At 37.2% G+C, this 26,359-nt stretch carries 24 protein-coding genes, 5 tRNA genes and 1 rRNA gene; 2 read left to right on the top strand and 28 right to left on the bottom strand.

Annotation, left to right across the window (positions count from 1 at the left end; translation table 11 throughout):
* Window positions 1-90: 90 nt before the first annotated feature.
* From J0N78_RS21565 to J0N78_RS21625, 13 genes are all read right to left on the bottom strand, one after another.
* A complete protein-coding gene (locus J0N78_RS21565; protein ID WP_209125190.1) occupies window positions 91-1,596 on the bottom strand; it encodes a peptidoglycan DD-metalloendopeptidase family protein in 1,506 nt (501 codons plus the stop codon).
* Between the two features lie 418 nt (window positions 1,597-2,014).
* Window positions 2,015-2,090, bottom strand: a tRNA-Thr gene (locus tag J0N78_RS21570).
* A 95-nt stretch (window positions 2,091-2,185) separates the two neighbouring features.
* Window positions 2,186-2,261, bottom strand: a tRNA-Phe gene (locus tag J0N78_RS21575).
* 12 nt (window positions 2,262-2,273) lie between these two features.
* Window positions 2,274-2,389, bottom strand: a 5S ribosomal RNA gene (gene rrf, locus J0N78_RS21580).
* Between the two features lie 10 nt (window positions 2,390-2,399).
* Window positions 2,400-2,475, bottom strand: a tRNA-Asp gene (locus J0N78_RS21585).
* A gap of 25 nt (window positions 2,476-2,500) precedes the next feature.
* Window positions 2,501-2,575, bottom strand: a tRNA-Glu gene (locus J0N78_RS21590).
* A gap of 15 nt (window positions 2,576-2,590) precedes the next feature.
* Window positions 2,591-2,666: transfer RNA gene (locus tag J0N78_RS21595), tRNA-Lys, on the bottom strand.
* A gap of 340 nt (window positions 2,667-3,006) precedes the next feature.
* Complete coding sequence (locus J0N78_RS21600) at window positions 3,007-4,293, bottom strand: adenylosuccinate synthase (RefSeq protein ID WP_209125191.1); 1,287 nt, start codon at window positions 4,291-4,293, stop codon at window positions 3,007-3,009.
* A gap of 369 nt (window positions 4,294-4,662) precedes the next feature.
* Window positions 4,663-6,027, bottom strand: a complete 1,365-nt coding sequence (gene dnaB, locus J0N78_RS21605; protein WP_209125192.1) for a replicative DNA helicase — start codon at window positions 6,025-6,027, stop codon at window positions 4,663-4,665.
* Between the two features lie 272 nt (window positions 6,028-6,299).
* Window positions 6,300-6,743, bottom strand: coding sequence for a 50S ribosomal protein L9 (gene rplI / locus J0N78_RS21610; protein ID WP_209125193.1), 444 nt, complete (start codon window positions 6,741-6,743; stop codon window positions 6,300-6,302).
* A gap of 3 nt (window positions 6,744-6,746) precedes the next feature.
* Window positions 6,747-8,711, bottom strand: a complete 1,965-nt coding sequence (locus J0N78_RS21615) for a DHH family phosphoesterase (RefSeq protein ID WP_209125194.1) — start codon at window positions 8,709-8,711, stop codon at window positions 6,747-6,749.
* A 35-nt stretch (window positions 8,712-8,746) separates the two neighbouring features.
* Window positions 8,747-9,676 carry a YybS family protein gene (locus J0N78_RS21620; protein ID WP_209125195.1) on the bottom strand — a complete coding sequence of 310 codons (930 nt, stop codon included), beginning with the start codon at window positions 9,674-9,676 and terminating at the stop codon, window positions 8,747-8,749.
* Window positions 9,677-9,896: 220 nt separating this feature from the next.
* Window positions 9,897-10,814, bottom strand: coding sequence for a DMT family transporter (locus tag J0N78_RS21625; protein ID WP_209125196.1), 918 nt, complete (start codon window positions 10,812-10,814; stop codon window positions 9,897-9,899).
* A gap of 243 nt (window positions 10,815-11,057) precedes the next feature.
* Between J0N78_RS21625 and J0N78_RS21630 the strand changes: the two genes are divergently transcribed.
* Window positions 11,058-11,549, top strand: a complete 492-nt coding sequence (locus tag J0N78_RS21630; RefSeq protein ID WP_209125197.1) for an Lrp/AsnC family transcriptional regulator — start codon at window positions 11,058-11,060, stop codon at window positions 11,547-11,549.
* Between the two features lie 179 nt (window positions 11,550-11,728).
* On the opposite strand, the gene J0N78_RS21635 is transcribed toward J0N78_RS21630, so the two are convergent.
* The 13 genes from J0N78_RS21635 to J0N78_RS21695 all read right to left on the bottom strand — a co-directional run bounded on the left by J0N78_RS21635 (window position 11,729) and on the right by J0N78_RS21695 (window position 23,572).
* Entirely contained in the window at window positions 11,729-12,994 is a 1,266-nt protein-coding gene (locus tag J0N78_RS21635) for a TRAP transporter large permease (protein WP_209125198.1), read from the bottom strand.
* Window positions 12,995-13,006: 12 nt separating this feature from the next.
* On the bottom strand, window positions 13,007-13,501 hold the full coding sequence (locus J0N78_RS21640) for a TRAP transporter small permease (protein ID WP_209125199.1): 495 nt from the start codon (window positions 13,499-13,501) through the stop codon (window positions 13,007-13,009).
* Between the two features lie 95 nt (window positions 13,502-13,596).
* Entirely contained in the window at window positions 13,597-14,655 is a 1,059-nt protein-coding gene (locus J0N78_RS21645) for a DctP family TRAP transporter solute-binding subunit (RefSeq protein WP_209125200.1), read from the bottom strand.
* Between the two features lie 27 nt (window positions 14,656-14,682).
* Window positions 14,683-15,651, bottom strand: coding sequence for a C-terminal binding protein (locus J0N78_RS21650; protein WP_209125201.1), 969 nt, complete (start codon window positions 15,649-15,651; stop codon window positions 14,683-14,685).
* 33 nt (window positions 15,652-15,684) lie between these two features.
* Entirely contained in the window at window positions 15,685-16,701 is a 1,017-nt protein-coding gene (locus J0N78_RS21655) for a LacI family DNA-binding transcriptional regulator (protein WP_209125202.1), read from the bottom strand.
* A 117-nt stretch (window positions 16,702-16,818) separates the two neighbouring features.
* On the bottom strand, window positions 16,819-17,721 hold the full coding sequence (gene rbsK, locus J0N78_RS21660; RefSeq protein WP_209125203.1) for a ribokinase: 903 nt from the start codon (window positions 17,719-17,721) through the stop codon (window positions 16,819-16,821).
* A gap of 37 nt (window positions 17,722-17,758) precedes the next feature.
* Window positions 17,759-18,664: a dihydrodipicolinate synthase family protein gene (locus tag J0N78_RS21665; RefSeq protein ID WP_209125204.1), complete on the bottom strand. Its 906-nt coding sequence runs from the start codon at window positions 18,662-18,664 to the stop codon at window positions 17,759-17,761.
* A 953-nt stretch (window positions 18,665-19,617) separates the two neighbouring features.
* Window positions 19,618-19,854: a 30S ribosomal protein S18 gene (gene rpsR / locus J0N78_RS21670; protein WP_209125205.1), complete on the bottom strand. Its 237-nt coding sequence runs from the start codon at window positions 19,852-19,854 to the stop codon at window positions 19,618-19,620.
* Window positions 19,855-19,935: 81 nt separating this feature from the next.
* Window positions 19,936-20,436, bottom strand: a complete 501-nt coding sequence (ssb, locus tag J0N78_RS21675) for a single-stranded DNA-binding protein (RefSeq protein WP_209125206.1) — start codon at window positions 20,434-20,436, stop codon at window positions 19,936-19,938.
* A gap of 44 nt (window positions 20,437-20,480) precedes the next feature.
* On the bottom strand, window positions 20,481-20,765 hold the full coding sequence (gene rpsF / locus J0N78_RS21680; protein WP_209125207.1) for a 30S ribosomal protein S6: 285 nt from the start codon (window positions 20,763-20,765) through the stop codon (window positions 20,481-20,483).
* A gap of 121 nt (window positions 20,766-20,886) precedes the next feature.
* A complete protein-coding gene (gene ychF / locus J0N78_RS21685) occupies window positions 20,887-21,984 on the bottom strand; it encodes a redox-regulated ATPase YchF (RefSeq protein ID WP_209125208.1) in 1,098 nt (365 codons plus the stop codon).
* A 215-nt stretch (window positions 21,985-22,199) separates the two neighbouring features.
* The gene (locus J0N78_RS21690; protein WP_209125209.1) at window positions 22,200-22,397 is read right to left on the bottom strand and encodes a DUF951 domain-containing protein; all 198 of its coding nucleotides are present in this window, start codon (window positions 22,395-22,397) and stop codon (window positions 22,200-22,202) included.
* Window positions 22,398-22,558: 161 nt separating this feature from the next.
* The gene (locus J0N78_RS21695) at window positions 22,559-23,572 is read right to left on the bottom strand and encodes a YkvI family membrane protein (RefSeq protein WP_209125210.1); all 1,014 of its coding nucleotides are present in this window, start codon (window positions 23,570-23,572) and stop codon (window positions 22,559-22,561) included.
* 155 nt (window positions 23,573-23,727) lie between these two features.
* On the opposite strand from J0N78_RS21695, the gene yyaC reads away from it, so the two are divergent.
* Window positions 23,728-24,378 (top strand): spore protease YyaC, encoded by a 651-nt coding sequence (gene yyaC / locus J0N78_RS21700; protein ID WP_209125211.1) that lies wholly within the window; start codon window positions 23,728-23,730, stop codon window positions 24,376-24,378.
* 18 nt (window positions 24,379-24,396) lie between these two features.
* Here yyaC and J0N78_RS21705 read toward each other — a convergent pair whose 3' ends face one another.
* Together J0N78_RS21705 and J0N78_RS21710 are read right to left on the bottom strand one after the other, a co-directional pair.
* The gene (locus J0N78_RS21705; RefSeq protein ID WP_209125212.1) at window positions 24,397-25,131 is read right to left on the bottom strand and encodes a DUF554 domain-containing protein; all 735 of its coding nucleotides are present in this window, start codon (window positions 25,129-25,131) and stop codon (window positions 24,397-24,399) included.
* A 41-nt stretch (window positions 25,132-25,172) separates the two neighbouring features.
* Window positions 25,173-26,327 (bottom strand): aminotransferase class V-fold PLP-dependent enzyme, encoded by a 1,155-nt coding sequence (locus J0N78_RS21710; RefSeq protein ID WP_209125213.1) that lies wholly within the window; start codon window positions 26,325-26,327, stop codon window positions 25,173-25,175.
* Window positions 26,328-26,359: the final 32 nt, after the last annotated feature.

Raw genomic sequence — 26,359 nt, forward strand, 5'->3', positions numbered from 1 at the left:
TAATCCTAGCTAAAAATGATATGCGAACGTCCACCGTTTAACTAGATATAAAAAAACAGAGGCTGATGACCGCTAGCCTCTGTGCTTATGTTAACGATTTAAGTAATCCATTGGATTTTTAAGCTTACCATTTTGATACACTTCAAAGTGAAGGTGAATACCTGTTGAATTACCCGTTCTCCCCATCACGCCAACTTTTTGGCCCTTCGCTATTGTTTGGCCTGCTCTTACATCAATCGACGATAAATGAGCATATAATGTTTCAATACCATTATTATGATTAATTCTAACGATATTCCCATATCCACCTTGCCATCCAGCTGAAATGACTGTACCATTATCTGCAGCTAAAATATTGTAATTACTAGGTCGTGCAATATCGATCCCTTTATGAAAGCGACCCCAGCGATTACCTTGATAGCTTGAAATGTAACCACCGACTGCTGGCCAACCTAAACTTCCCGTACCGCGCGATGTCGACTGTTTTGTTCCTTTAACAATGATACGATTAACAGCTTCCTCGACAATTTCTTCACTTAGGACCTGATGTTTGATCGTTTGCCCGTTTTGCTGTGTTATTTCGTAGCTTACAATCCGTTTCCCTGGTTTTCCTTCTTGGACAACTTTCGTATCACCTTTCCACATCGATGAGTCTTCTTTTGTCTCGGTTTGGAACGTAATTTCTTCTTCTACTTTTTTTACCTTCTCAACTTCTACAGTAACAGCTGGTTCATAAGCTGTAACATTCATTTCTTGACCAATTTGTAAAAGTGTATCTTTAGTAATGTCTGGATTTAATTTCAAAAGCTCATCTGTACTTAACTGGTGGTCACTTGCAATTGACCCAAGAACATCCCCAGCAGCAACCGAATATTTATCTTCCTTTAATGTTCCGAGGTTTAACATTTTAACTGCCTCATCTACAGATAATAGTTCATCTGGGTGAGCGAATCCGCTCTCATATTCTGCTTCTGCTGATAATGTTATTTCCTTTATTTCCGTTTCACCAACACTAGGTTCTACTAGTGCCTCATCCTCTTCTGTACGTGTTTCATAAGCTTCTAACTCTTCTGCTGAAACGTACTGCAATTTAAATTCACGCAAAACTTCTTTAGCTGTTTCTTCTTCCTCAACAAATAAAACCGTCTCATCATCGAACTTGATGGCTACAGCTTCCGCCTTTACCGTTAAAATTTCATCTAATTTATCTACCGTTTGCTCTGTACTTGTCATTGCCTCGAAAACTCGTTCCGGGATCAGTTTAACATCTTCCCCAATAACTAGATTTAAAGATTGATATTTTTCATTATACTGATCGATTTTTTCACTAACTAGCTCTTCATAAGCCTGTGTATCATTAATCGATCCAATTCGTTCACCCTCAACATATACATGGTATATCGTTTTTAATAGATTGTTACTTTCATTTGCTAGAGCTGTCGGCGCTGCTAATAATAGAGCAGAACATGCAGCAATACTTGTAGCAAGCTTTACTTTATGTACCGAGTTATTAATTATATTTTTATATTTATCTACTAATTTATTGTGCTTTTTCCGTTTAGTATAATCAGCACGTAATGTCTTTAACAGATGCATAATATCCTCCCATAAAACCTTTAAACACAAAATTTATTTATTGACAGACTTCTACAACTTTTATCATTTTAGCACAAGATATGCAAGATGTGTCTGATAATTTAAAATGAAATAAAATTGTAATAAAGTGAAGCTTCATTCATATGGGGCTTTCCTTCATCTCCCACTGAATATTAGTCTGTATACAAATGTACAGGTTGTTACTGAGGCCAGTAAAATGCTGGTCAAACAGCCGTTGTCACAGGACGGGACGTTCTTAGTCTGTGTTCATTCAAAGGTTTACTTTACCTTTCTTGTTTCTTAAAAGCCCTAAAGGGGGAATTTTAGCGCCAGTTAAACGGGAAAAACAAAAAATACACCGACAAAGTGGTGTATTGTTATTTTTATTATATTTACAATTTTTAAAAATAGAACTAAATGGTGCCGGCGAGAGGACTTGAACCCCCAACCTACTGATTACAAGTCAGTTGCTCTACCAATTGAGCTACCCCGGCATTTTGCATGTAAAGGTCTGAGGTAAGATCTTGAAATTTTATTAAATATGTAGGAATACTGACTTACCACTTTCCTACTTCTATTCTCTATAAAGTGGTGGCTCGGGACGGAATCGAACCGCCGACACATGGATTTTCAGTCCATTGCTCTACCGACTGAGCTACCGAGCCTAAATATAAAAAGTTTGGCGACGTCCTACTCTCACAGGGGGAATCCCCCAACTACCATCGGCGCTAAAGAGCTTAACTTCCGTGTTCGGCATGGGAACGGGTGTGACCTCTTTGCCATCATCACCAAACTTTTTATTATGGCGGTCCCGACGGGAATCGAACCCGCGATCTCCTGCGTGACAGGCAGGCATGTTAACCGCTACACCACGGGACCAGCATCATATTTAACTTATAAAAATTGGTGACCCGTACGGGATTCGAACCCGTGTTACCGCCGTGAAAGGGCGGTGTCTTAACCGCTTGACCAACGGGCCACTTTTAAGTAAAAGTGGTGAGCCATGAAGGACTCGAACCTTCGACCCTCTGATTAAAAGTCAGATGCTCTACCAACTGAGCTAATGGCTCATGAAGTTAATTCATGTAGTTTCTCATGTCGTTTCGGACGATGTGTCGCTTCGCTGTCCTACCTGTTCCTTCCTCTACTAGCTTTGCTTCGTAGCTTGCTGTGTCGGAACTACGGTAAGTTTTTCAACGACAAGAATTATATTAACATAAATACTTTTCGTTAGCAAGTACTTTTTTAAAAAAGTTTTTCATTTTATATGGCTTATTAACAGAGTTACTTCAAAGACTGTATACAACCTTTAATAGAATACTGTAAAATTCATTTCATTTCAAGGGCTTTTTAAAATTTAAAATGAGACAAGAATAAGCTCTCACCTATTCTTGCCTCTAATTTTAGGTTTTAAACAAATACACCACGGATTAAGTTCGTTTGGTTACGATCTGGACCTACTGAGAAAATCGTTAGTGGTATTCCAGTTAATTGAGATACACGTTCAACATAATGACGAGCATTGGCAGGAAGCTCATCTAATGAATGAACACCTGTAATATCTTCTTCCCAACCTGGCAGCTCTTCATATACAGGCTCACAATCAGCAAGTATTTTTAAACTAGCTGGGAACTCTTCAATAATTTCGCCTTTATACTTATAGGCTGTACAAATTTTTAATGTTTTAATTCCTGTTAATACATCAATTGAGTTCAATGATAAGTCCGTAAGACCACTTACACGACGAGCATGACGAACTACTACGCTGTCAAACCAGCCTACACGACGTGGACGACCTGTCGTTGTTCCATATTCATTTCCGACCTCACGAATACGATCACCAATTTCATCATGTAGTTCTGTTGGAAATGGACCATCACCTACACGAGTCGTATAAGCTTTAGAAACACCAACTACGTGATGGATTTTTGACGGACCAACACCCGAACCGATCGTTACTCCACCAGCAATTGGGTTAGAAGAAGTAACAAAAGGATACGTACCTTGGTCAATATCAAGCATAACTCCTTGTGCGCCTTCAAAAAGTACTCGGCGGCCATCATCTAATGCATCATTTAAAACAACTGATGTGTCACAAACGTATTGTGCGATCTGTTGACCATACTCATAGTACTCATCTAAGAAGTCTTCTTTTTTAAAGCCTTCAACCTCATAGTACTTTTCAAACATTCTATTTTTTTCTTCTAAGTTACGCTCCACTTTTTTATCGAACTCTTCACGATCCAGTAAATCAGCAATTCGGATCCCGATACGAGCTGCTTTATCCATATAAGCAGGTCCAATCCCTTTTTTCGTCGTACCAATCTTATTTTCACCTTTACGTTCTTCTTCCACAATATCTAACTTAAGGTGATATGGTAGAATGACATGTGCTCTATTACTGATTCGAAGATTACTCGTATCGACATTTCGATCATGTAAATACTTTAGCTCTTCAATGAGTGCTTTTGGATCGATAACCATACCGTTTCCAATCACACATACTTTATCTTTATAAAAGATCCCTGAAGGAATTAAATGTAGTTTATATTTCTCTCCATTGAAAACAATTGTATGTCCTGCGTTGTTTCCACCTTGATAGCGAGCAACTACTTCTGCTTTTTCAGAAAGATAATCTGTAATTTTACCCTTTCCTTCGTCTCCCCATTGCGTTCCAACAACTACTACTGATGACATCTCTGCACCTCCACAATTGCTTTTACACCTCTATGTATGTTGTGTAAAAATTAGTGATCTTACTCAAACCATAGCTAGTTTATCAATTTACTTCTCTAAAGTCAATAAAACCCGAACATTATTTATTTATTTTTATTTGTTTGTTCGTAATCAATACAATGCACTCACGTAAAACCTAAGTACAAAAGAAAGTAAATATTCGTCTATTCGATTCGGTCTCACTAAACAGATAATCATCTAACCATTATTTCACATATTGAAATACCCTAATGCTTACTATACGTAAAAAAAGAGACAAAATCGGTGCGATTTCTGTCTCTAACTGGTAAGTTTTTTGATGTTTTCTACTTCTGTTCCGTTATTAGAACTCTAAGCGCCTGGAGGCATACTGCTTTCCTCATGGCGTCGATCTAAGTTCACGAATTTATTGTATTCTTTGACAAAGGCTAGTTCGACTGTGCCAACTGGACCGTTACGTTGTTTTGCAATAATAATTTCAATAATATTTTTATTCTCTGATTCCTTATCATAATAGTCATCACGATATAAAAACGCTACGATATCGGCATCCTGCTCGATACTTCCTGATTCACGAATATCACTCATCATCGGCCGTTTATCCTGCCTTGATTCTACTCCACGAGACAGCTGAGAAAGTGCAATAACCGGTACTTCTAATTCCCTTGCAATGGCTTTTAATGTACGTGAAATTTCAGAGACCTCTTGTTGACGATTTTCGCCACCTCTTCCACTTCCTTGAATGAGCTGCAAATAGTCGATTAAAATCATGCCTAAACCTTTCTCCTGTTTGAGACGACGACACTTGGCACGAATATCATTTACTTTAACACCTGGCGTATCATCAATGTAGATTCCTGCCTTTGAAAGACTTCCCATCGCCATCGTTAGTTTTTGCCAATCTTCTGGCTCTAGTTGTCCAGTTCTCATCTTTTGCGCATCGATATTTCCTTCTGCACACAACATACGCTGAACGAGCTGACTTGCTGACATCTCTAAACTAAAAATCGCAATGTTCTCATCCGTCTTTGTGGCGACATTTTGGGCGATATTTAAAGCAAAGGCTGTTTTACCTACAGAAGGTCTGGCTGCAACGATAATTAAGTCATTTCGCTGAAAACCTGCTGTCATCCGGTCAAGTTCCACAAATCCTGTTGGTATCCCAGTAATTTCACCTGTTTGTTTTTCGAGCATTTCAATGCGATCATATGTTTCGACAAGGACATCTTTGATCGATATAAACGCACCTGAATTTTTCCGTTGTGCGACATCCAGGATGGTTTTTTCTGCAGTATCTAAAATGGCATCAACTTCATCTTCACTCGTATACCCATCTGCAGCAATGTTCGTAGCCACACGAATCAGTCTGCGTAATAATGATTTTTCTTCGACAATCCGGCTATAATAATCAATGTTTGCTGCAGTTGGAACCGCATTGGCTAAATCACTTAAATACGAAACTCCACCAATATCATCTAACCACTTTCGGTCTTGAAGCTCTGAGGTAACGGTAATGAGGTCAACTGGCTCTCCCTTTTCTGCTAAAAAAAGCATAATTTCATAGATTCGTTGGTGAGCAGAACGATAGAAATCTTCTGGTATCAATCGTTCTGAGGCAGTGACTAAAGCTTGTTCTTCTATAAAAATCGCCCCAAGTACAGCCTGTTCCGCTTCAATATTTTGGGGAGGGGTACGGTCAGCAAATAAATCACTCATTTATTCTTCCTCCTCTCCGTAACACAACTCCATAAAAACTATATAAAATTTATCACTCGTAATTTTTACTATTTTTACGGTTTACATTTTTTATCTTATATTTGTATCTTTTGATCTCAGACATATATTCTACCATAAAACACAAAAATGGTTGATTATTAAAATCAACCATTTTTGTATATTCTTTTTTATAGGTGTTCACATGAGAGGACTAAAGGATCCGCTAAGTTCTTCTACCGACGAGATTTTTCCCGGACTTATTGAACTTCATTCTATTGTTCGGTTACGTGAACCTTAACTGTCGCTACTACTTCAGGGTGAATTTTAATTGGAACATTCGTATACCCTAAAGAACGAATTGGTTCATCAAGCATTATTTTACGCTTATCTACTTTTTTCTTTAGCTTTGCTAATTCCTCAGCAATTTGCTTCGTTGAAACAGCACCAAATAGTCGTCCGCCCTCACCACTTTTAGCTTTGATTTCAACTGTTATACTCTCTAGCTCTTCTTTATATTTTTTTGCTTCTAACAATTCTTCCTCAGCTTTCTTTTCTTCACTTTTCTTTTGCGCTTCAAGATTTTTTACATTCCCTTTTGAAGCTTCTACCGCTAAATTTTGCGGAAAAAGGAAATTTCGAGCATAACCTTCAGCTACATTTTTTACTTCTCCTTTTTTACCTTTTCCTTTTACATCTTCAAGAAAAATGACTTTCATTGGTTAACTTCCCCCTTTAAAGTATTCATCAATTGCAGCTCTTAACATATCCTCAGCTTCATCTAATGACATATCATCTAATTGCGTTGCAGCATTTGTTAAATGACCACCACCATGTAATTGCTCCATAATTAACTGGACATTGACTTCACCTAACGAGCGAGCACTAATTCCGATTCGCCCATCTTGACGGGTTGAGATAACAAATGCTGCTACTATCCCATCCATCATTAATAAAGTATCTGCCGCCTGAGCAATTAACACTTGGTTATAAATATCATCTTCTGCTGCTTTTGCAATCGCAATTTCATCATGATAGATGATAGCAGATTCCACTAACTTAGCACGTTTAATATATTGATCCATATCTTCTTTTAGTAATCGTTGAACAAGGACGGTATCTGCACCATTCCTCCTTAGAAACGAAGCGGCATCAAAGGTTCGTGATCCTGTTCGAATAGCAAAGCTTTTCGTGTCAACAATAATTCCAGCTAATAGCGCTGTAGCTTCTAATATATCCATTTTTAATTTTTTCGGTTGATATTCAAGTAATTCGGTTACTAGCTCAGCTGTTGATGAAGCATATGGTTCCATATAGACAAGAACAGGATCAGCAACAAACTCCTCACCACGACGATGATGATCGAGGACAACAATTCGATCGACCCGATCTAGTAGCTTCGGTTCAATAACTAGTGATGGTCGATGTGTATCCACAACAACTAGCAGTGTTTGATCATTTGCCATCTCTACTGCTTCATCAGGTGTGACAAAGTGTGACCATAAATAATCATGCTCTTCAATTTCTTCCATCAATTTTTGGACATCAGAATGAATCTCTTCTCGATCTAATACGATATATCCTTCTTTTCCATTCACTTCTGCGATCTTAAGAACCCCAATAGCTGCCCCGATAGCATCCATATCAGGATTTTTATGCCCCATCACGATTACTTTATTACTTTCAACGACAAAATCCCTTAGTGCATGGGAGATGACACGAGCTCTTACCCGAGTGCGTTTTTCCATCGCATTCGACTTACCACCATAAAAATGTACTTTACCATTCTTTTCTTTAATCGCAACTTGATCTCCACCGCGACCAAGCGCCAAATCTAAACTAGATTGAGCAAGGGCTCCAAGCTCTCTCGTCGTTCCCTCACCACTTCCAATTCCTACACTTAACGTAATTGGGATTTTCTCTTTCGCAGTTACTTCTCTTATTTCATCAAGGATTCCAAACTTCGTCTTTTCAAGTAACTTTAATGTTTGCTTATTAAAAATGGCTAAAAAACGATCAGAACCCGTCCGGCGAAGTAATATCTCATAATCACTCGCCCACTTATTTAACGTCGCAGTCACTTGACTTGACAATTTACTTCGAACTTGGTCATCCATCCCTTGTGTTACTTCATCATAATTGTCTAAATAGATGAGCCCAAAGACAGTCTGGTCTTTTTCATACATGTCTTTCGTTTGTACTGTTTCTGTAACATCAAAGAAATAAATGAGCCGCTCATCTTTCTTCAGTTCAATCCGAAAAAAATGTCCATCTAATGAAATAATTTCTTCTTCATGACCTTCTTCAATTATGGATAAAAGGGGTTCTGATAGTTCAATTAATGGCCTTCCAATGAATGTATCTCCGAATACTTGAGTTATGTACGGATTGACCCATTGCACGACATTTTCCTCATTATAAAGTAATATACCTACTGGCAAGTTAACTACAGCTTCTTCCCCTGCTTTATTAATGCGATACGACAAAGTAGAGATATATTCTTCTAATTGTTGTTCAAAAGAAATTCTCGCTTGGATCGTATAAATTAATAAAACTCCTAAGATGAAAAAGCCCATAACTCCTACTTGCCATTGATAGTAAGTTAATATCCCGATAAAAAGTGCTGCTACAGTAAATAAGGAAATTACGTGATAACCATGCCACCGATTCATCAAGAACTTAGGCATATTGTCAACTCCTACTTTAAATTCCTAACTAAATTTTACTTTTTTACTCGTTTACGTAAATCAAAACCTAAATCCACAATACCTAATATTCTTATTATAAACAGGAACATAGGTAAAAGCAGTGAAAAGACTGCTACTAAAATAGGCACAACTTTCGGCACTCTTTTCACATGACAATAGTAAAACAGAAACGATAAACCTTGAACTGTCATAATAAATCCAAGTAAAGGAAATAAATTAATTAATACTATATAAATAAATGAAGTCTCTGGTACTTCAATTAACACCAAAATTGATACAATTAAATAATACCATAAAAATGACTTCGGAAACGTCCACTCCCTAAAAGGCGGTAGAGAAGAGACCTTTGGATAAAAACGCTTTACAATCATTCTTGAAAATACTTGAGTTAAAAGTGCTGTTGTTACCCCCATTAAAATAATTATCAATGGACCTAATTCACCAAGCATATCAATAAACTCATAAAACGCAACCAACTGTTCATTTGTTTCTTGCCCCATTCCTACCAACATACTTTCTGCAGTCTCAATCGATTGACGCATTAATTCTTGAGTTGTATGTAAAGGATGGATACCTAACAAAACAATGCTAACGATAAAAAATAATATAATACTTACAATATACGTTAAACTTCCACCAAGTAGCACAGCTAGCCCTGATTTCTCTCTTCGGTAAAGCTCTCCTACAACAATACCACCAGCTCCGAAAAATAATGGGATAGGAAATCCAGGTAACCCAGAGATAATAAACGTTAGAAACAACGTCACAACCCAGAACAGTACGCCAGACTTTAGCCCATGGCGAAGTACATAAATAATAAATGGAATAGGCATAAACCAAATTAAAACCATAGATATGAATGGTATAAATAGTAGTGCGATTATACCGACGCCAAACAAGGCTGCTAATAGTGCCCCTTCCGTTAAGGCTTTTGTTTTCTTCACATTTTCACCTCACTTTTTACCTCATCATATTTTACCCTAGTTTGAATTAAAGTTAAAGAAAGGAAGTGAAACGTTCTTTCATGCACTAGTTATTATGTTACCAAAAAACATTTAATAAAGATTTTTGAGTGAAACCCTAAAACCCCAATCTCTCATGTATTTGAGAAATTGGGATCAACTAAACGATTTTTATTCTGTTTGTACAACATTACTATTTACTTCACGAGCTTTGCAAGCTTGCTTTAACTAATTTTCTAGTTGTTATTACCTTTTCCTTAAAGTATGTAAATAAACAACATCCTATAATGACAATCGTACTACCAATTACTTGTATCCATGTCATTTGTTCACCTAAAAACACAAAAGCTAATGCGGCCGTGAAAATAGGATTGAAATTCAAGAAAATTCCTGAAGTCGTAGCGCCTAATTTTTGTACACCGAGATTCCAAAGCACAATACATACTACAGTAGAAACAACACCTGTATATAAAATACTATATATAAAAGAAGCATTTATATTAGATACAGTAAAATTAGCGTTATTAAACGGTACAAGAACGATTAGTCCAAATATACCAGAATATAATGTAGCCATCATCGGTGACGTATATATCATTGCCCATTTACTAAATACAGCGTATATCCCCCAAATACATACAGCAGCCATCATGTATAAATCTCCTATATTAAATTGTAACGAAAATAATAGATTGCTATTTCCCTTTGTTAGAACTAGAAGTACTCCTACTAAACAAAAGAGCATAGAAACGATTTGAAGTAGATTTAGTTTTTCTCCTAAAAACAAACCAGAAAAAATAGCAATTGACATCATAATTAACGTGGAAATTAAGCCTACGTTAGTAGCCGACGTTTGCTCTAAGGCAACAAATTGTAGAACATTAAATAGTGCGACTCCTGTAATTCCCATAAACATTAAAGGCAGTATTGCCTGACGTGGTGGGAGTATCTTTTTTTCTGTCCACCAAACCATAGGTATGAGACAAATAACAGCAATTACCCATCTTAAACTTGTTAAAGTCATTGGAGAAGCGTGGCCAACAAGCCATTTTCCTACAATAAAGTTCCCTGCCCATAATAAACTTGTTAAAAGTAGTAACAAAAAATAGAAATAGCGCATATTTACCTCCTTTTTAAATGAGCCTTAAATTAAAGTTAAAATCCTTAGTAAAAGAAAAAATAAGCATATCTCATTTATATTTTTAATAATTTTAACATTTTTACTTAATACTCAATATAAAATTTTGTATAATATAAATAATTCGAAATAAATTAAAGTTTTTATCCCGTTTAATGAAATTTAATTTTATTTTCACATGTAAAAAGGGGTATTTTTTGAATAATCGAAAAGGGGGATTTAGGAATGGAATCGATCGTTAGTAAAGTGCTCGATCATATTGACATTCAAATTTTAGATATATTACAAAAGCAAGCGCAGTTAAGTAATGCGGAGATAGCAAGACGTGTGAATTTATCTTCTCCTGCTGTACATTCAAGGATCAAGCGTTTGGAAAACGAAGGATATATTAATCGACAAGTTGCCATTTTAGATCCAGAGAAGCTTGGTTTTGATTTATTATGTTTTATTTTTATTAGTACAAATATTCATCAAGCAGAAAAGCTGGATCGTTTAGAGAATGTATTAAAAAAGATGCCCGAAGTATTAGAGTGTCATTGTTTAACGGGTGAGTATGATTACATATTAAAAGTCGCTAACAGAGATCGGAAGGATTTACAAACTTTTATTAGGAAGTTAAATGAACTTGGTGTCACTAAGATTCAAACGAGCTTAGCTTTAAGGGAAATTAAGTATTCTACAGTCTTCCCTATATGGAATGAGGAAGGTGATGCTTAACCTAATAGTGAAACAATATTACACATAATAAAAAGGTATGGTAGGGAATTTAATATCCCTACTATACCTTTCATTTAGACAAAATTAGTTTACTTCATTCACATACCCAATTCAATTATCGATGGATCTGGATGAAGGTGAGGAAGGTTGGTGGTCGAAGTAGAGACCACCACTCCCTTCTACATTAAGAAATTAAAGCTAGGGAAATAGGTGATTAATAAAAGCGCTAACACCATTAAGATGAACATAGGTAAAGCAGCCTTGGCTATATCCCATATCGCTAATCTAGTAATACCTGCCGCAACAAATAGGTTTCCTCCTAAAGGAGGCGTGATAAAACCAATGGCTAGATTTACAACCATAATGATTCCGAAATGTACTGGATCAATCCCCATTTGCGTAACAATTGGATATAAAATCGGCGTTAATATAATAATAGCTGCAAGGGTGTCCATAAACGTACCAACTAAAAGGAGGAACACATTGATTAGAAGCAGAATGACAATTGTGTTATCAGAAATGCTTGTAATCGCTGATCCAATCATCGCTGGAATTCGCTCTAATGATAAAATTCGCCCGAATGCTGTTGCCGTCCCTGTAATGATAAGAATAACCCCTGTTGTTAACGCTGAATTAGCGAAAACCTTAAAGAGCATGTTTGGCTTTAATTCCTTATAGACAAATACGCCAATGATTAGACCATAAACAACCGCAACAACAGCAGCTTCCGTTGGTGTGAAGATTCCACCATAAATCCCTCCAAGAATGATTACAGGAATGAGGATAGCCCAAAAGGCATCTTTTGCTTTAGTCCATAGCTCTTTGAAATCGAAACGATCGGCTCCTACATCAAATTGATTCATTTTTGCATACACATAGCTATACAGCATTAATAATAAGCCAATGAAAAGGCCTGGGATAATTCCTGCGATAAATAGGTTTCCAATCGATGTCGTGGAAGATACTCCATAAATAACCATCGGAATACTTGGAGGAATAATAACTCCAATTGTCCCCGCACAAGCAACAAGTGCTGTTGCAAATTTTCTATCATAGCCTTGCTGTGCCATCAAAGGAATAACCATTCCTCCAATTGCAGCTACAGTTGCTGGACCTGAGCCTGAAATCGCGGCAAAGATGATACATGTCACCACCGTTGCAATGGCTAACCCCCCTGTGATATTTCCGACAATGACTTTAGCAAAATTAAATAGTCTTCGGGAAATCCCGCCCTGTCCCATAATTTCACCTGCTAAGATAAAAAACGGAACAGCCATTAATGGGAATGAATCAGTCGAGGTAATTAACCCTTGAGCTAAGTACATCGGGGTGATCCCACCGCTATAAAAAATGGTAATTAAACTAGCTACACCTAATGCTATACCAATAGGTACTCTTATCATAAATAGAAGGATAAATGTACCAAATAATACTAAAGCAACCATAATGGTCCCTCCTTAAAACAATTCTTCCTTAACAATGGGCTTATTCCAATTTTTAATGATCAGCCAAATATTTTGAGCAACTCGGAAAGTAGTTAACAGCATTCCTACAGGTGCAGCTAAATAAACAAGTACCATACTAATTCCCATAGCTGGACTCGTTTGACCGTAGCTAGCAATTTGCATCACAACTTTATATCCGTAATAAATCATCGTGAGCGCAAATAAGCCAAAAATAATAGTTGCCACTAGCTCTATGACCTTTTTTCCTTTGTCAGGTAGAATATCATAGATTGTATCAAACGTAATATGACGACCTTTTTTCACTCCGTAAGCAATAGCAATGTAAATGAGCCAGATAAAACAATAACGAGCTAATTCTTCTGACCATGAAAGCGAGCTTCCGATGACATATCTCATAAAGATTTGTAAAGCTACTGAAAAAACAGCTACAGCCAATAAAGAAACTAAGAGATATTCCTCTAAACTTTCATTTAATTTTTTAATCATCAGCCTTCCTCCTTCGAAGACAAACATGGCTTCCCTTAAAAGGAAAGCCCGGGTAAAGCTTTGTTCCCGAGCTTGTTGTAAAAAATCATTTAATATTACTGCTTTGTCATAGAAAGAAACTCCATTAATAGATCCTCACCAATTCTATCTTTAAATTGGTCATAAATTGGCTCCATCTTTTCTTGGATTTTTGCAATTTCTTCTGCTGGTAATTCTGTAATTTGCATACCTTCTGCTTCTAACGTTTCTCTTGCATCTTTTTCCTCTTCTAAAGTTAGACCTCGGTTGTATTCAGTAGCATCTGTAGTTACTTCTTCAACAATTAGTTGGAGATCTGCTGGTAAACTATCATAGAAGCCTTTGTGCATTAAGATAACATATGGACTATAAACGTGATTTGTCATAGCAAGGTGTGATTGTACTTCAAACAATTTAATATCACGGATTAATCCAAGCGGGTTTTCTTGTCCATCAATAGTTCCTTGTTGCAAGGCAGTGTACAGTTCTTCAAATGACATTGGAGTTGGATTTGCTCCAAGTGATCTCCATGCCTCAATATGCATATCATTTTCCATTGTACGTACAGATAAACCTTCGATGTCTGCTGCTGTTTCAATTGGTTTAACATCATTTGTTAAGTTACGGAATCCGTTTTCAAAATAACCTAATCCTTTTAAGCCGATTTCATCTAAGGTTCCAAGCACCTTCTTACCAGGTTCGCCATCTAAAACGGTATATGCTGTTTCACGATCTTTAAATAAGAAAGGTAAGTCAAAAATGTTAAAGGCTGAACTAAATCCTGTAATAGCGCCTGTTGACGGGGCAACCATTTGAATCTCACCCATCTGTACCGCTTCTGATAATTCACGGTCCCCACCAAGTTCACCTGAAATGTAAAGTTCTACATTGATTCTACCGTCTGAACGTGCTTCTAGCTCTTCTTCGTAATACCTCCATGTTTTAGCTAGAGAGAACTCTGGACTCATCGTACCTGCTGCAATTTTTAGAACATATTCCTCTTCTTGAACCGGAGCATCGCTTCCTCCACTAGATTCTGAAGTGGATGGCGATGTCTCTCCTCCTCCACAAGCTGCTAATGAAAAAGCAAGTGATGTAACGACTCCTAGTGATAATAACTTTTTAAATTTAAACATGTCTCATTCCCCCAAAGTTTTTAATTTTTATTTAACAAATTCCTTATTATTCACCCAATATTTCGGTTCTTTCCCTAAAAGGACATCCGCAATATTTTGTGCGGCTTTTCGTTTCATTTCGTTGCAAGACTCTTCAGAGTAAAAAGCAGCATGCGGTGTAAGAATGACATTATCCATTTGGATGAGAGGGTTATTAGGATCAATCGGCTCCACCTCAATAACATCTAATGCCGCACCAGCAATTTTCTTTTCTTTTAAAGCGTTTACAAGGGCTTTCTCATCAATAACAGGTCCTCGACCTGTATTAACGATAAACGCATCCTTCTTCATTAAATTAATAAGCTCTTCGTTAATAAAATGGTGTGTTTCTTTCGTAAGCGGTGCATGAACACTGACTATGTCAGAACGTTTCATTAGCTCTTCCATAGAAACAAGCTCAACATCATACTCTCTAGCTAGTTCTTGACTGCAATATGGGTCCGACGCAATGACTTTAAAGCCAATCGCCTGTAACTTTTTGCATAACGACCTTGCAATATTACCAAAGCTAACTAGACCTACTGTTTGAGTGGAAAACCTCCGAATTGGCGCTTCATCAAAAACAGACCATGTATGTTTCGTTTTGGTATTGTAATTTAATACAACAATTTTTCTAGCAAAGCTTAAAATTAACGCTAGAGCATGGTCGGAAACCTCAGCATGACAATAATCTGGAACATTTCCTACATATACACCACGTTCAGAAGCGGCTTCCGTGTCGATGGTATCAACGCCAATCCCATAGCGTGAAACCGCTTTTAAATTAGGTAATGATTCAATTACTCTTCGTGTTACTTGAGCTGCAGCATTAAGAAGTCCATCAGCGTCTTTAGCAACTTCGATGATTTCATCTTCGGTTTTACAATCTTTAATAATCAATTCACAACCAATGGCATCAAATACTTTCTTTTCTTCCTCATAATCATTAAAAGTAATATCAGTTACGACTACTTTCATTCTTCTCCCCACTCCTTTTTTCATTTAGTCGTTTTATGTTGCTTTAGGTGGTGCAGTCGAATCCTTAATTTGCAATTTAGGTTTAATGATTACTCTTTTTGGAGGATAATCCTCTTCCATCGTTAACCTATTTTTTAGCATAATTGCTGCCTCGACACCAATACGCTGTAAAGCTTGAGTCATTAATGTTAAAGATGGTTTTAATAACTCCCACTGTGATGGTTCAGCAAACGCAATTACAGAAATATCATCAGGATAACGTAAGCCTTGTTCCTCTATTGCTTTAAGGACACCTACCGTCATCGTATTGTTAGAGCTATAAATAGCAGTCGGAGGAGTTGGGAGTAACAACAATTCTGTTGTTGCTCGAAATGCCTCATGTTCTGAAAAGTTTGCACACTTGATATAAGCCTCTTCTATCGGAATATTAAATTGTTTGAATGCGTCGATTGCACCGTCATAACGCTCTCGCCCAATCGAATTTTTTCGATGTCCATATAAAAAAGCAATTTTTTCATGTCCTAATGAATGAAGGTGAGCAATTGATTCAAAAGACCCATAATAATGATCGTCGGCAATGTAATCTGTCTCAACCCCGTCCACTTCTCGGTCCACAGCAATAATAGGTATTTTACGACTTAGAATGTTCTCGATCAGATCCGCATTCCCTCCTGTAGGAAACAGAAAAAGCGCATCCACTTGTTGCTCTAACATGAGATGTAAAAGCTCACGTTCCGTATCCCTATCGTCGTTATGACTCATTAACACCATATGGTAATCAATCGAACGAATCACATTCTCAACCGACTTCGCAATCGACATAAGAAATAGATTCGAGATGTCTGAAACGATGACTCCAATTTTATTCGTTTTTGCCGCTTTCAAACTACGAGCGTTTGCATTGACACTGTACTGAAGTTCTTTTACAACCTTCATTACATGGTCACGTGTCTCTTTACTCAAATTTCCTTTGCCATTGATCACTTTAGAAACTGTCGTAATAGAGACACCCGCTTGCTTAGCCACATCTTTAATTGTTACTTTACCCATACATCAACCTCCGGAAGTAAAACGTTTTTTTTATTATAGCAGTTTACTCCTTATGAGAGGTTTAATCCTACATGTTCTTTTCACTGAAACCTTTTCCCATTTCGTTAGTTTACTTTGTTAAGCGTTCTCGATTTCCTCTAACCTAGGCATACCTGACTGAGCTCCAAATTTTGTCACAGATAGCGCTGCAGCTTTAATCGCAAATTCAACCGCCTTACAGTCAGAGTGGCCTTTTGCAACCCCCACCGCTAATGCGCCATTAAACGTATCTCCAGCACCCGTTGTATCAACAGCTTCCACTTTTAAACTATCTTTAAACTGTAATCCTTCTTGACTTGTAAAAATGACACCAGCTTCTCCTCTAGTCAGGATGACCGTACGTACCCCCCGTTCTAATAAGGTATCAAGTTGTTTATCAAAATTACTCTCGTCATCTGCGTTGATCACTCGAATCTCCGTTTCATTAGGTGTGAGATAGGTAATTTTCTCTAGCAACTTATCGTCTAACCTTTGGGCTGGTGCAGGATTTAAAATAACTGGAATTTCATTTTCATCAGCAATGTTAATCACCGTTTCTGCAACATCTAAAGGAATTTCTAATTGAACTAACAGAATATCCGATGACAATAATTTCGCGCGATGTTTTTCTAACCATTCCCTTTTTAGATCGTGATTAGCTCCTGGTACAACAATGATGGAGTTCTCTTTTTCTGCGACCGTAATTTGAGCCACTCCTGTAGGTGCTTTTTCACTGACAGCAAGCCCTTCAATGTTAATACCTTCCTCTACGAGAATCTGTTTTAATTTTTCTCCAAACAGGTCGTTTCCAACACAACCAATGAAGGAAACGTCGGCTCCTAACCTAGCAGCCGCAACAGCTTGGTTAGCTCCTTTCCCACCAGGATATTGACTATAGTCATATCCTAAAATCGTTTCACCCTTCTTGGGAAATCGATCTGCCTTTGTTACTAAATCCATATTAATACTACCGACTACAGTCACTCTCGGCTTTTGCCTCATTGTCCACCTCCAACACTTGATTAAAGCTTACATATTCCTATACATTTAAAGGACTAACTGGAGGTAAGCGTTTTAATTGTTGATCTAATGCTTCTATTTCACTATCAGTTAAATCAAGCTGAGGGGCTCTCATGAAACCTGCATTTATTCCTCTCAGTTTTAAGGCTTCTTTAAAATAAGACATGTTGCTTCCGTTTTTTAAAGTTTCACAATATTGAACAGCGATAACTTGAGCTTCTCTAGCTTCATCTAACTTTTGTTCGATATAGGCACTATATACATTGACGAAAGGCTCTGGATAAACACTTGATACTCCAGAGACAACCCCGTCACATCCCATAGCTAAAGCACTTAAGAAAAGACGATCTGCTCCAGGTAAAACAGAGAAATTCCCGTTATTAATGCGAAGATATTCACCGACACGAAGGAAATCTGGATAACTATACTTGATTCCAATTACATTTTCACATCTGCCAGCAATTTTTTGGGCAACCTCTGGTGTAATATCATTTGCCGCACACTGCGGAATACTGTATAAGTAAATTGGGAAATCGCTTGGCACATTTGATGATACAGTTACGAAGTACTCTTCTAGCTCACGATCATTCGCACTGAAGAATATCGGAGTTACGATACCAATCCCATCTGCACCAATTTCATGTGCATGTTTAGCTAAACTAATTGTGTCCTCTTGATTCATTGCCCCAACATGAATAAAAACAGTCACTCGATTTCTTGCTGCTTCCACAACTGTTGAAGCTACTAATTTTCTCTCTTCAACACTTAATCTAAGCATTTCACCCGTTGTACCAAGTGGATATAAGCAGTTAACACCTTTAGAAATTAAAAATTCGGTATGAGACTTAATCGCCTCAACATCAACCTTTCCATCTTGGTTGAAAGGAGTAATCATTGCTGTTGTTACACCATATAGTTTTTTCAAAACTTATATTCTCCCCTTTAGCTATCGTGTAGTTTACTCATTTTGCTAATAAATTTCAGTAAAACGTTTTCCTTATCTTATATTTGAAACCGCTAACAACCTAAACATTTAAAAATATATGCCTTAATTTACAAGAATATTAGCTACAACTGTTTAGGGAAACGTTTTCCTTAATTGAAATTATAAACTGATTATTTTAAAATTTCAACGGTTTTCTCAAAATTTTTATCTTTTTTTGTTAGTATCCTATCTAAGTTACCCTTTCATGAGATTGAATTATGCATTTTTCAAAAAATAGAATAGGCGCATGAATAAATTCATCCGCCTCTCACAGATCCGTACGTTCGGGTCATCGCATACGGCTCCTCCATGATTATCCACTTACATCATAAATTTTAATTATTATCGACAAATACAATAATTCTAAAAAAAACTGCTCCTCATAAGAAAAGCGCAAGCGCCCGTTTAGCGACGTACGGACTGGACTGAGCCGCAGGAGATAAAGGAAACACAATGAACGTTAGTGAATTGATGTTGACTTATCGTACGGCGGTGAGGGAAGTCTCACTAGTCGCTGGGCGCTGCAGCTAGACAAGAAAAGCGCAAGCGCCCGTTTAGCGACGTATGGACTGGACTGAGCCGCAGGAGATAAAGGAAACACAATGAACGTTAGTGAATTGATGTTGACTTATCGTACGGCGGTGAGGGAAGTCTCACTAGACGCTGGGCGCTGCAGCTAGACAAGAAAAGCGCAAGGTGTCTGCTTATCGGCGACAAGCGCTGGGGGCCAGCAATTAGTGTCTTGACTTTTAGACACGTTTGATGGACCGAAGCGACCTCGAGCCGATGACACCTGCAGCTAGACATCCTCGAAATTTATATTTTCTTATTCTTAAATAAAAAGGCATGACAGAGAATGTATCTCTATCATGCCTAATACTTATTTTTGTCAATTAGTTTACTTCATTCACATACGGCAATAAAGCGATTTGACGAGCGCGCTTAATTGCAGTCGTTAATTGACGTTGGTATTTTGCAGAAGTTCCAGTTACACGGCGAGGTAAGATTTTACCACGCTCTGAAATGAACTTTTTAAGAAGATCTGTATCTTTGTAATCGATTTTCTCGATTTTGTTTACTGTAAAGTAACATACTTTACGGCGTTTTGGTCCACGTCCTCTACGAGCCATCGTAATTCCTCCTTCTTTTATAAGTTGTGTTATATAATCAATTCACGTTAGTTGTAAATTATCGGGAGTTTTGATTTGCGATTAGAAAGGTAAATCATCATCCGAAATGTCGATGCTACTACCATCTGATGCAAACGGATCCTCGTCCAACCTAGATTGGTTACGATTTGGACTTGGATTCTGTTGCCCGTATCCTCCTTGCCCACCAGGTGCCTGTCCTCGACTATAAAAGTCATTTCCTTGAGAACCACCACCACCTGAGCCTCTCGGTTCAAGAAACTGTACACTATCTGCGACAACTTCTGTAACATACACTCGGCGACCTTCATTATTATCATAGCTACGTGTTTGAATACGGCCTTCGACTCCAGCTAAACTTCCTTTTTTTAAGTAGTTTGCTACATTTTCAGCCGGCTTTCTCCAAACAATACAATTAATGAAATCTGCTTCCCTTTCTCCTTGCTGGTTTGTAAACGTTCGGTTTACAGCAAGAGTAAAGTTAGCGATTGCTACACCATTTGGAGTATAACGTAACTCTGGGTCTTTTGTTAGACGCCCAACAAGGACGACACGGTTAATCATCAGAACCCCTCCCAAGGACTTTCACTTTTATTGATTGTCTATTACTATTCGTCTTTAACGATTAATAAACGAATAATGTTTTCGTTAATCTTCACAAGACGGTTAAATTCAGCAATTGCTTCTGGATTAGCCATTACGTTGATTAAAACATAATAACCTTCACGGAAGTCATTGATTTCATAAGCTAAGCGACGCTTACCTTTTTCTTCAACCTTCTCGATTTCTGCACCATTATTAGTTAATACGCCATTGAATCGCTCAATAATTTCCTTTGTAGCAGCTTCATCAAGGTTTGGCGCAATAATGTACATAATTTCGTATTTACGCATTCCTCGTCACCTCCTTTTGGTCTAACGGCTCCATTTCGTGGAGCAAGGAGCAAAAAACTAATGTCATTTACTCACATTGAATTATTATACCAGAGTAGATTGTACTATACAAGTATTGAATTTAAACATTAAATCGGAAATGGATCACATCTCCATCTTCAACGATATATTCTTTTCCTTCAAGACGGACTTTTCCTTTTTCTTTGGCAATTGTCATGGAACCTGCCTCTACCAAATCATTGTAAGCTACAACTTCCGCACGAATAAATCCACGTTCAAAATCAGAATGGATCACACCCGCGGCTTGTGGTGCTTTCATGCCTTGTTTAATCGTCCATGCTCGAACTTCTTGTACGCCCGCGGTAAAGTATGTACGAAGACCAAGAAGATGATAGGATGCGCGAATGAGCTGATCTAAACCAGATTCTTCAATACCTAACTCTTCTAGGAACATCGCTTTTTCTTCACCATCTAATTCAGCAATTTCTGATTCGATTTTTGCGCAAACCACAATCACTTCTGAATTTTCACTTGCTGCAAACTCTTTTACAGTTTTAACATATTCATTATCGCCACTTAGTAAATCTTCTTCACTTACATTCGCTACATATAATACCGGTTTCATCGTTAACAAATGAAGTCCATATACAATTTTCTTTTCAGCATCGGTAAGGTCCACACTACGAGCAGGCTTTTCATTTTCAAAAGCTTCCTTTAACTTCAATAATGCCTCATGCTCAACCATTGCTTCTTTATCTTTTTGTCTCGCCATCTTTCCTACACGATCAATTCGTTTATCAACCGACTCTAAGTCAGCCAAAATTAATTCTAAATTGATAACCTCAATATCATTTATAGGATTAACACGGCCCGATACGTGAGTAATGTTCTCGTCTTCAAAACAACGAACAACATGACAAATTGCATCAACTTGTCGAATGTGAGATAAAAACTTATTTCCTAGCCCTTCCCCTTTACTTGCCCCTTCAACAATCCCAGCAATATCAGTAAACTCAAACGTCGTTGGGACCGTCTTTTTCGGTTGTACGAGCTCTGTTAATCGATTAAGACGAACATCTGGCACTTCAACCATACCAACATTAGGATCAATCGTACAGAATGGGTAGTTTGCTGATTCTGCTCCTGCTTGTGTAATTGCATTAAATAAAGTTGATTTACCAACATTCGGTAAACCGACGATACCAGCTGTTAAAGCCATCGGTTATCACTTCCTTTAGATTAAAAAATTGCATAAAATCGCCATTATCTTTATACCTTTCACAATTATAGAGATAGTTCAAAAAAAAAACAAGAAGCTGACTAACTAAGTATTTTCCCACTCATTGAAACCATTACATAGCTACTACCATATCAATCCTATATAACGCAATGAGTGTCCAACACTTTATGAATTAGTCAGCTTCTCGTCGGGTACTATTTTTCCCCTTTTTCAATAATCTTTTTTAATTTTCTACCAAATTCTCTACGAGGTAACATCACACTATGATTGCAACCTTGACACTTAATTCGAATATCCATCCCCATACGAATAATTTTCCAACGATTTTCTCCACATGGATGGGCTTTTTTCATTTCAACAATGTCATTAATTTCAAAATTTTTATCGCTCATGAATCGCTCTCCTCTACTTCAGAGACGTTCGTCCAATTTAACGTTATTATACACTACTATAACAAAAAGTAGGAATCGTATTCACAAATTTCTTTATTAAATTTAGCCGTTTTCGTAAACCATATTACTTTAGGGATCGATTTACGTACAGCTGAAGAGCTTTACGTTTTCCGTTTTAAAATAGGGTATAGAAGGATTGAAGCTAATACATATAAGTTCAAAATTCCATAAAGCGGGTATAGGATTGAAATCAATGTCGAAAAACCAAATGTAGTTAGTGGGATCATCATTAATAAAAGTACGGTTGCTAATAGCCAAACAGGCAGCTTAACATACTCTCTAAATCGTGAAACAAGGCCGAACACTCCAGCTGCCGCTGTTGTATATATCGCAATCCATAATAAACCTGACATTAATATGACCATATAGTATGGATAATGTTTTAAAATTGCAAATAGTGGGATTTCATATAGGATGATCTCTCCTGCCACCTGAAGTAACGATTCATTATAAAGAAAAGAAATGCATCCTAAAATCAGTCCACTCCCCACACTCGCAATCCAAATTTCCCCTTCGTATTTTATTTCTTTTCCTATAGCTGATAATACGGCGATAAGAGGTAAAATATTTAACGCAGTAAATGTTAATGCTGCTGGCCAATTTCTTTGTTCATGAAATAAAAACTCAATCGGGAATCCTTTCATATATTGAAATGCAAATAACACGGTTAATAAACAGACAATTAACACTGGTATGACAAAGGCATTCATTGATGTCATTCCTTTTGTATCCCATACAAATAATAAGATTAATAAAGTACAAATAATACCAATTCCATACCAATAGGGTAAATGAATCACTTCTAAAGTTGCTCCCCCACCCGCGAGCATAATAACTGTTGTAGAAAATAAATATAGGACAATCATAACATCATATACTTTAGTAAACTGCTTTCCCATTAAAGTTTGTAGCACTGGAATATAGTGTGAGGATCCAGAGTTGTAGCTTATTTTCAATATGACTGTACAACAAACAATAAATAATATCGCAAACAAAAAAATTGCTAGTCCACTTTCACTTCCAAAAAATTCCCAAAGCTCTCTTCCTGAAGCATAGCCTGCACCAATCATTGTTCCGATAATTAAAAATAACCACTTCAGCCCATTCGTCACCAAGTTATTGTCTCTCCTTCCAATGCTTGTACTTTTAACAAAACAGAAAGGATAGTTTCCATAGTATCTATAACTTTGCTACCTTTTCTTCTCTCTTTATGTATAGAAAGGAAAAAATATCCGTATACTGATACTACTATTGCAAAGGAGAGAGATATATGATTCTTAATCGAAATATTTTCCCTAAGAAAGCTCCTCCTTCTCGTTTTCATATGGATGAGCCTAATGCAAAGCATTCGATTTCTAAGCAATTAGCTGAATTATTAATCCCTTATTCCCATCGAGAGCTTGTCATTGTATGCATCGGTACAGACCGTTCTACTGGAGATTCCCTAGGCCCTTTAATTGGCACAAAACTTTCCGAGAGAAAGCTTTCTAAATTCACAGTTTATGGTACTCTTGAGTATCCTGTTCATGCAGTTAATTTAGAAGAGAAGTTAACGGAAATCGAGCAGAATCATAGAAATCCTTATATCATCGGAATTGATGCTTGTTTAGGACGTTTGAATAGTGTTGGCCATATTACAGTAGCAAATGGTCCTGTAAAACCAGGAGCGGCTGTTAACAAAAAGCTACCTGAAGTTGGTAATATTCACATTACCGGCATCGTAAATGTTGGTGGAATGATGGAATATTTTGTTCTTCAAAATACTCGCCTGCATACGGTCATGAAAATGGCATCACTAGTCGCTTCAAGTTTATTTTTAACGGATCATACTCTCTCTCAACGGTTAGAACAGAAAACAAATCTATTACAATCATTAAAACCAAATCTATTTCTTCGAGAACGCAAAGAAACTCATCTATAGTAGATGAGTTTCTTTCTATTATCCAAAAAATGAAAAGAATGCGATGATTGAGGTCCAGTAATATACGCTAGTTACTAAAACTGCGGTTACTAAAATGGAAGGTAATAAGTTAGCTACACGAATTTGCGTTAACCCTAAAATATTTAAGCCAATTGCAATAATCATAATTCCGCCAGTAGCAGTCATTTCAACAATAAATGAAGCCATTAACTCTGTCGGAATGAAACGATCGATTTGTGTTGAAAATATTGCAATTGATCCTTGATAAATCATCACTGGTAAAGCTGAAAAAATAACACCTATACCTAATGCAGACGTAAAAATGATTGCAGAAAACCCATCAAGCATTGATTTTGTATATAAAACAGAGTGATCGCCACGAAGTCCACTATCCATAGCTCCAATGATTGCCATAGCCCCAACTACATAAATTAATGTCGTTGTTACAAAACCTTTTGCAATTCTCCCGTTCTCTTTTGCACCTACTCTTCTTTCTAACCATTTTCCTAACCGATTTAACTTTTCTTCTAAGTCGAAACGTTCACCGAGTAGTGCCCCCATTACTAAACTGCCAATGACAACTAAAAATTGCTCACTTTTTAATCCCATACCAATTCCCAATACAATAACAGCCAAAGAAATCGCTTGCATTACAGTGGATTTTACTCGTTCTGGAATATTTTTGACAAGTGAACCTAAAAGTGCTCCAAATATAATCGCCAACCCATTAACAATTGTTCCTAATAAAACCATTATGTCTCCACCCTTTTTAATGTTATCTTTCTTTAAAAAACCTAAAAGAAAGACTTTATCTCTTTTATCGCTTCTATAAAACGATCAATTTCTTCAATTGTATTATAAAGACCAAAACTCACTCGAATTGTCCCTACTTGATTTGTACCCATTATGGAATGAGTTAACGGTGAGCAATGTAACCCCGCTCGGACAGCGATATGATAATGTTGATCAAGAATCATCGCTGCTTCATGAACGTCGATCCCTTCTATTGTAAAAGAAATAACAGCTAACCGTGGCTCATTTAAACCCGGTCCAAACATACGAATGCCTTCAATCTCTGATAACTTTCCGATACAATAAGTTGTTAATTTAGCTTCATGTTCATAAATATGGTCGAGTCCGATGGAGTTAATTTCTTCTATTCCAGCTAATAGACCCGCAATCCCCGGAGTATTTAACGTACCACTTTCAAACCGTTCTGGCCTTTTTAGAGGTTGGTGGATATCTTCTGAATGGCTGCCTGTCCCTCCATAAATTAAAGGAACTAAATCAACATGCTCTTTAATAATTAAAACACCCGTACCTTGAGGTCCCATCAGTCCTTTATGACCAGGAAAAGCCAATATATCAATATTCATATCTGTCATATGAATAGGTAGTATACCAGCGGTTTGCGATGCATCTACAATGAAAAGAATACCATGTTGTTTTGTAATTTTACCAATTTCTTCAACAGGTAAAATCGTTCCCGTTACATTGGAACCGTGACTTACTACGACAGCTTTTGTCTTTTCATTGATTTGCTGTTCTACTAATTCTAATAATGTCTGCCCATTCACCTTAGGTTCAATATATGAAACTTTAATCGCCTTAGTTTCCTTCAGTCTTTCTAATGGACGACGAACGGAGTTATGTTCAAAGCTAGTCGATATAACATGGTCTCCTTCTTCAAACTGAATCCCTTGTATCGCTTGGTTTAATGCTTGCGTCGCATTTAAATAAAAACAAACATTATCTGGGTTTCGCTCTCCAAACATCATTGCTAACTTTTTTCGCGTGTTAAAAATCACATCATTGGCACGTACAGCCAATGTATGTCCTCCCCTACCTGGGTTGGCCCCATATTCTGTGATTGCTTCTAAAACAGCTTCGCCAACTTTTGGAGGTTTTGGAAACGAAGACGCTGCTTGATCAAAGTAAATATAACTCATAAATTTCACCTACTTTACATATAGTTCATTAA

It is taken from the genome of Alkalihalobacillus sp. BA299, assembly GCF_017745675.1.
GTDB lineage: Bacteria > Bacillota > Bacilli > Bacillales > Bacillaceae_F > Alkalihalobacterium.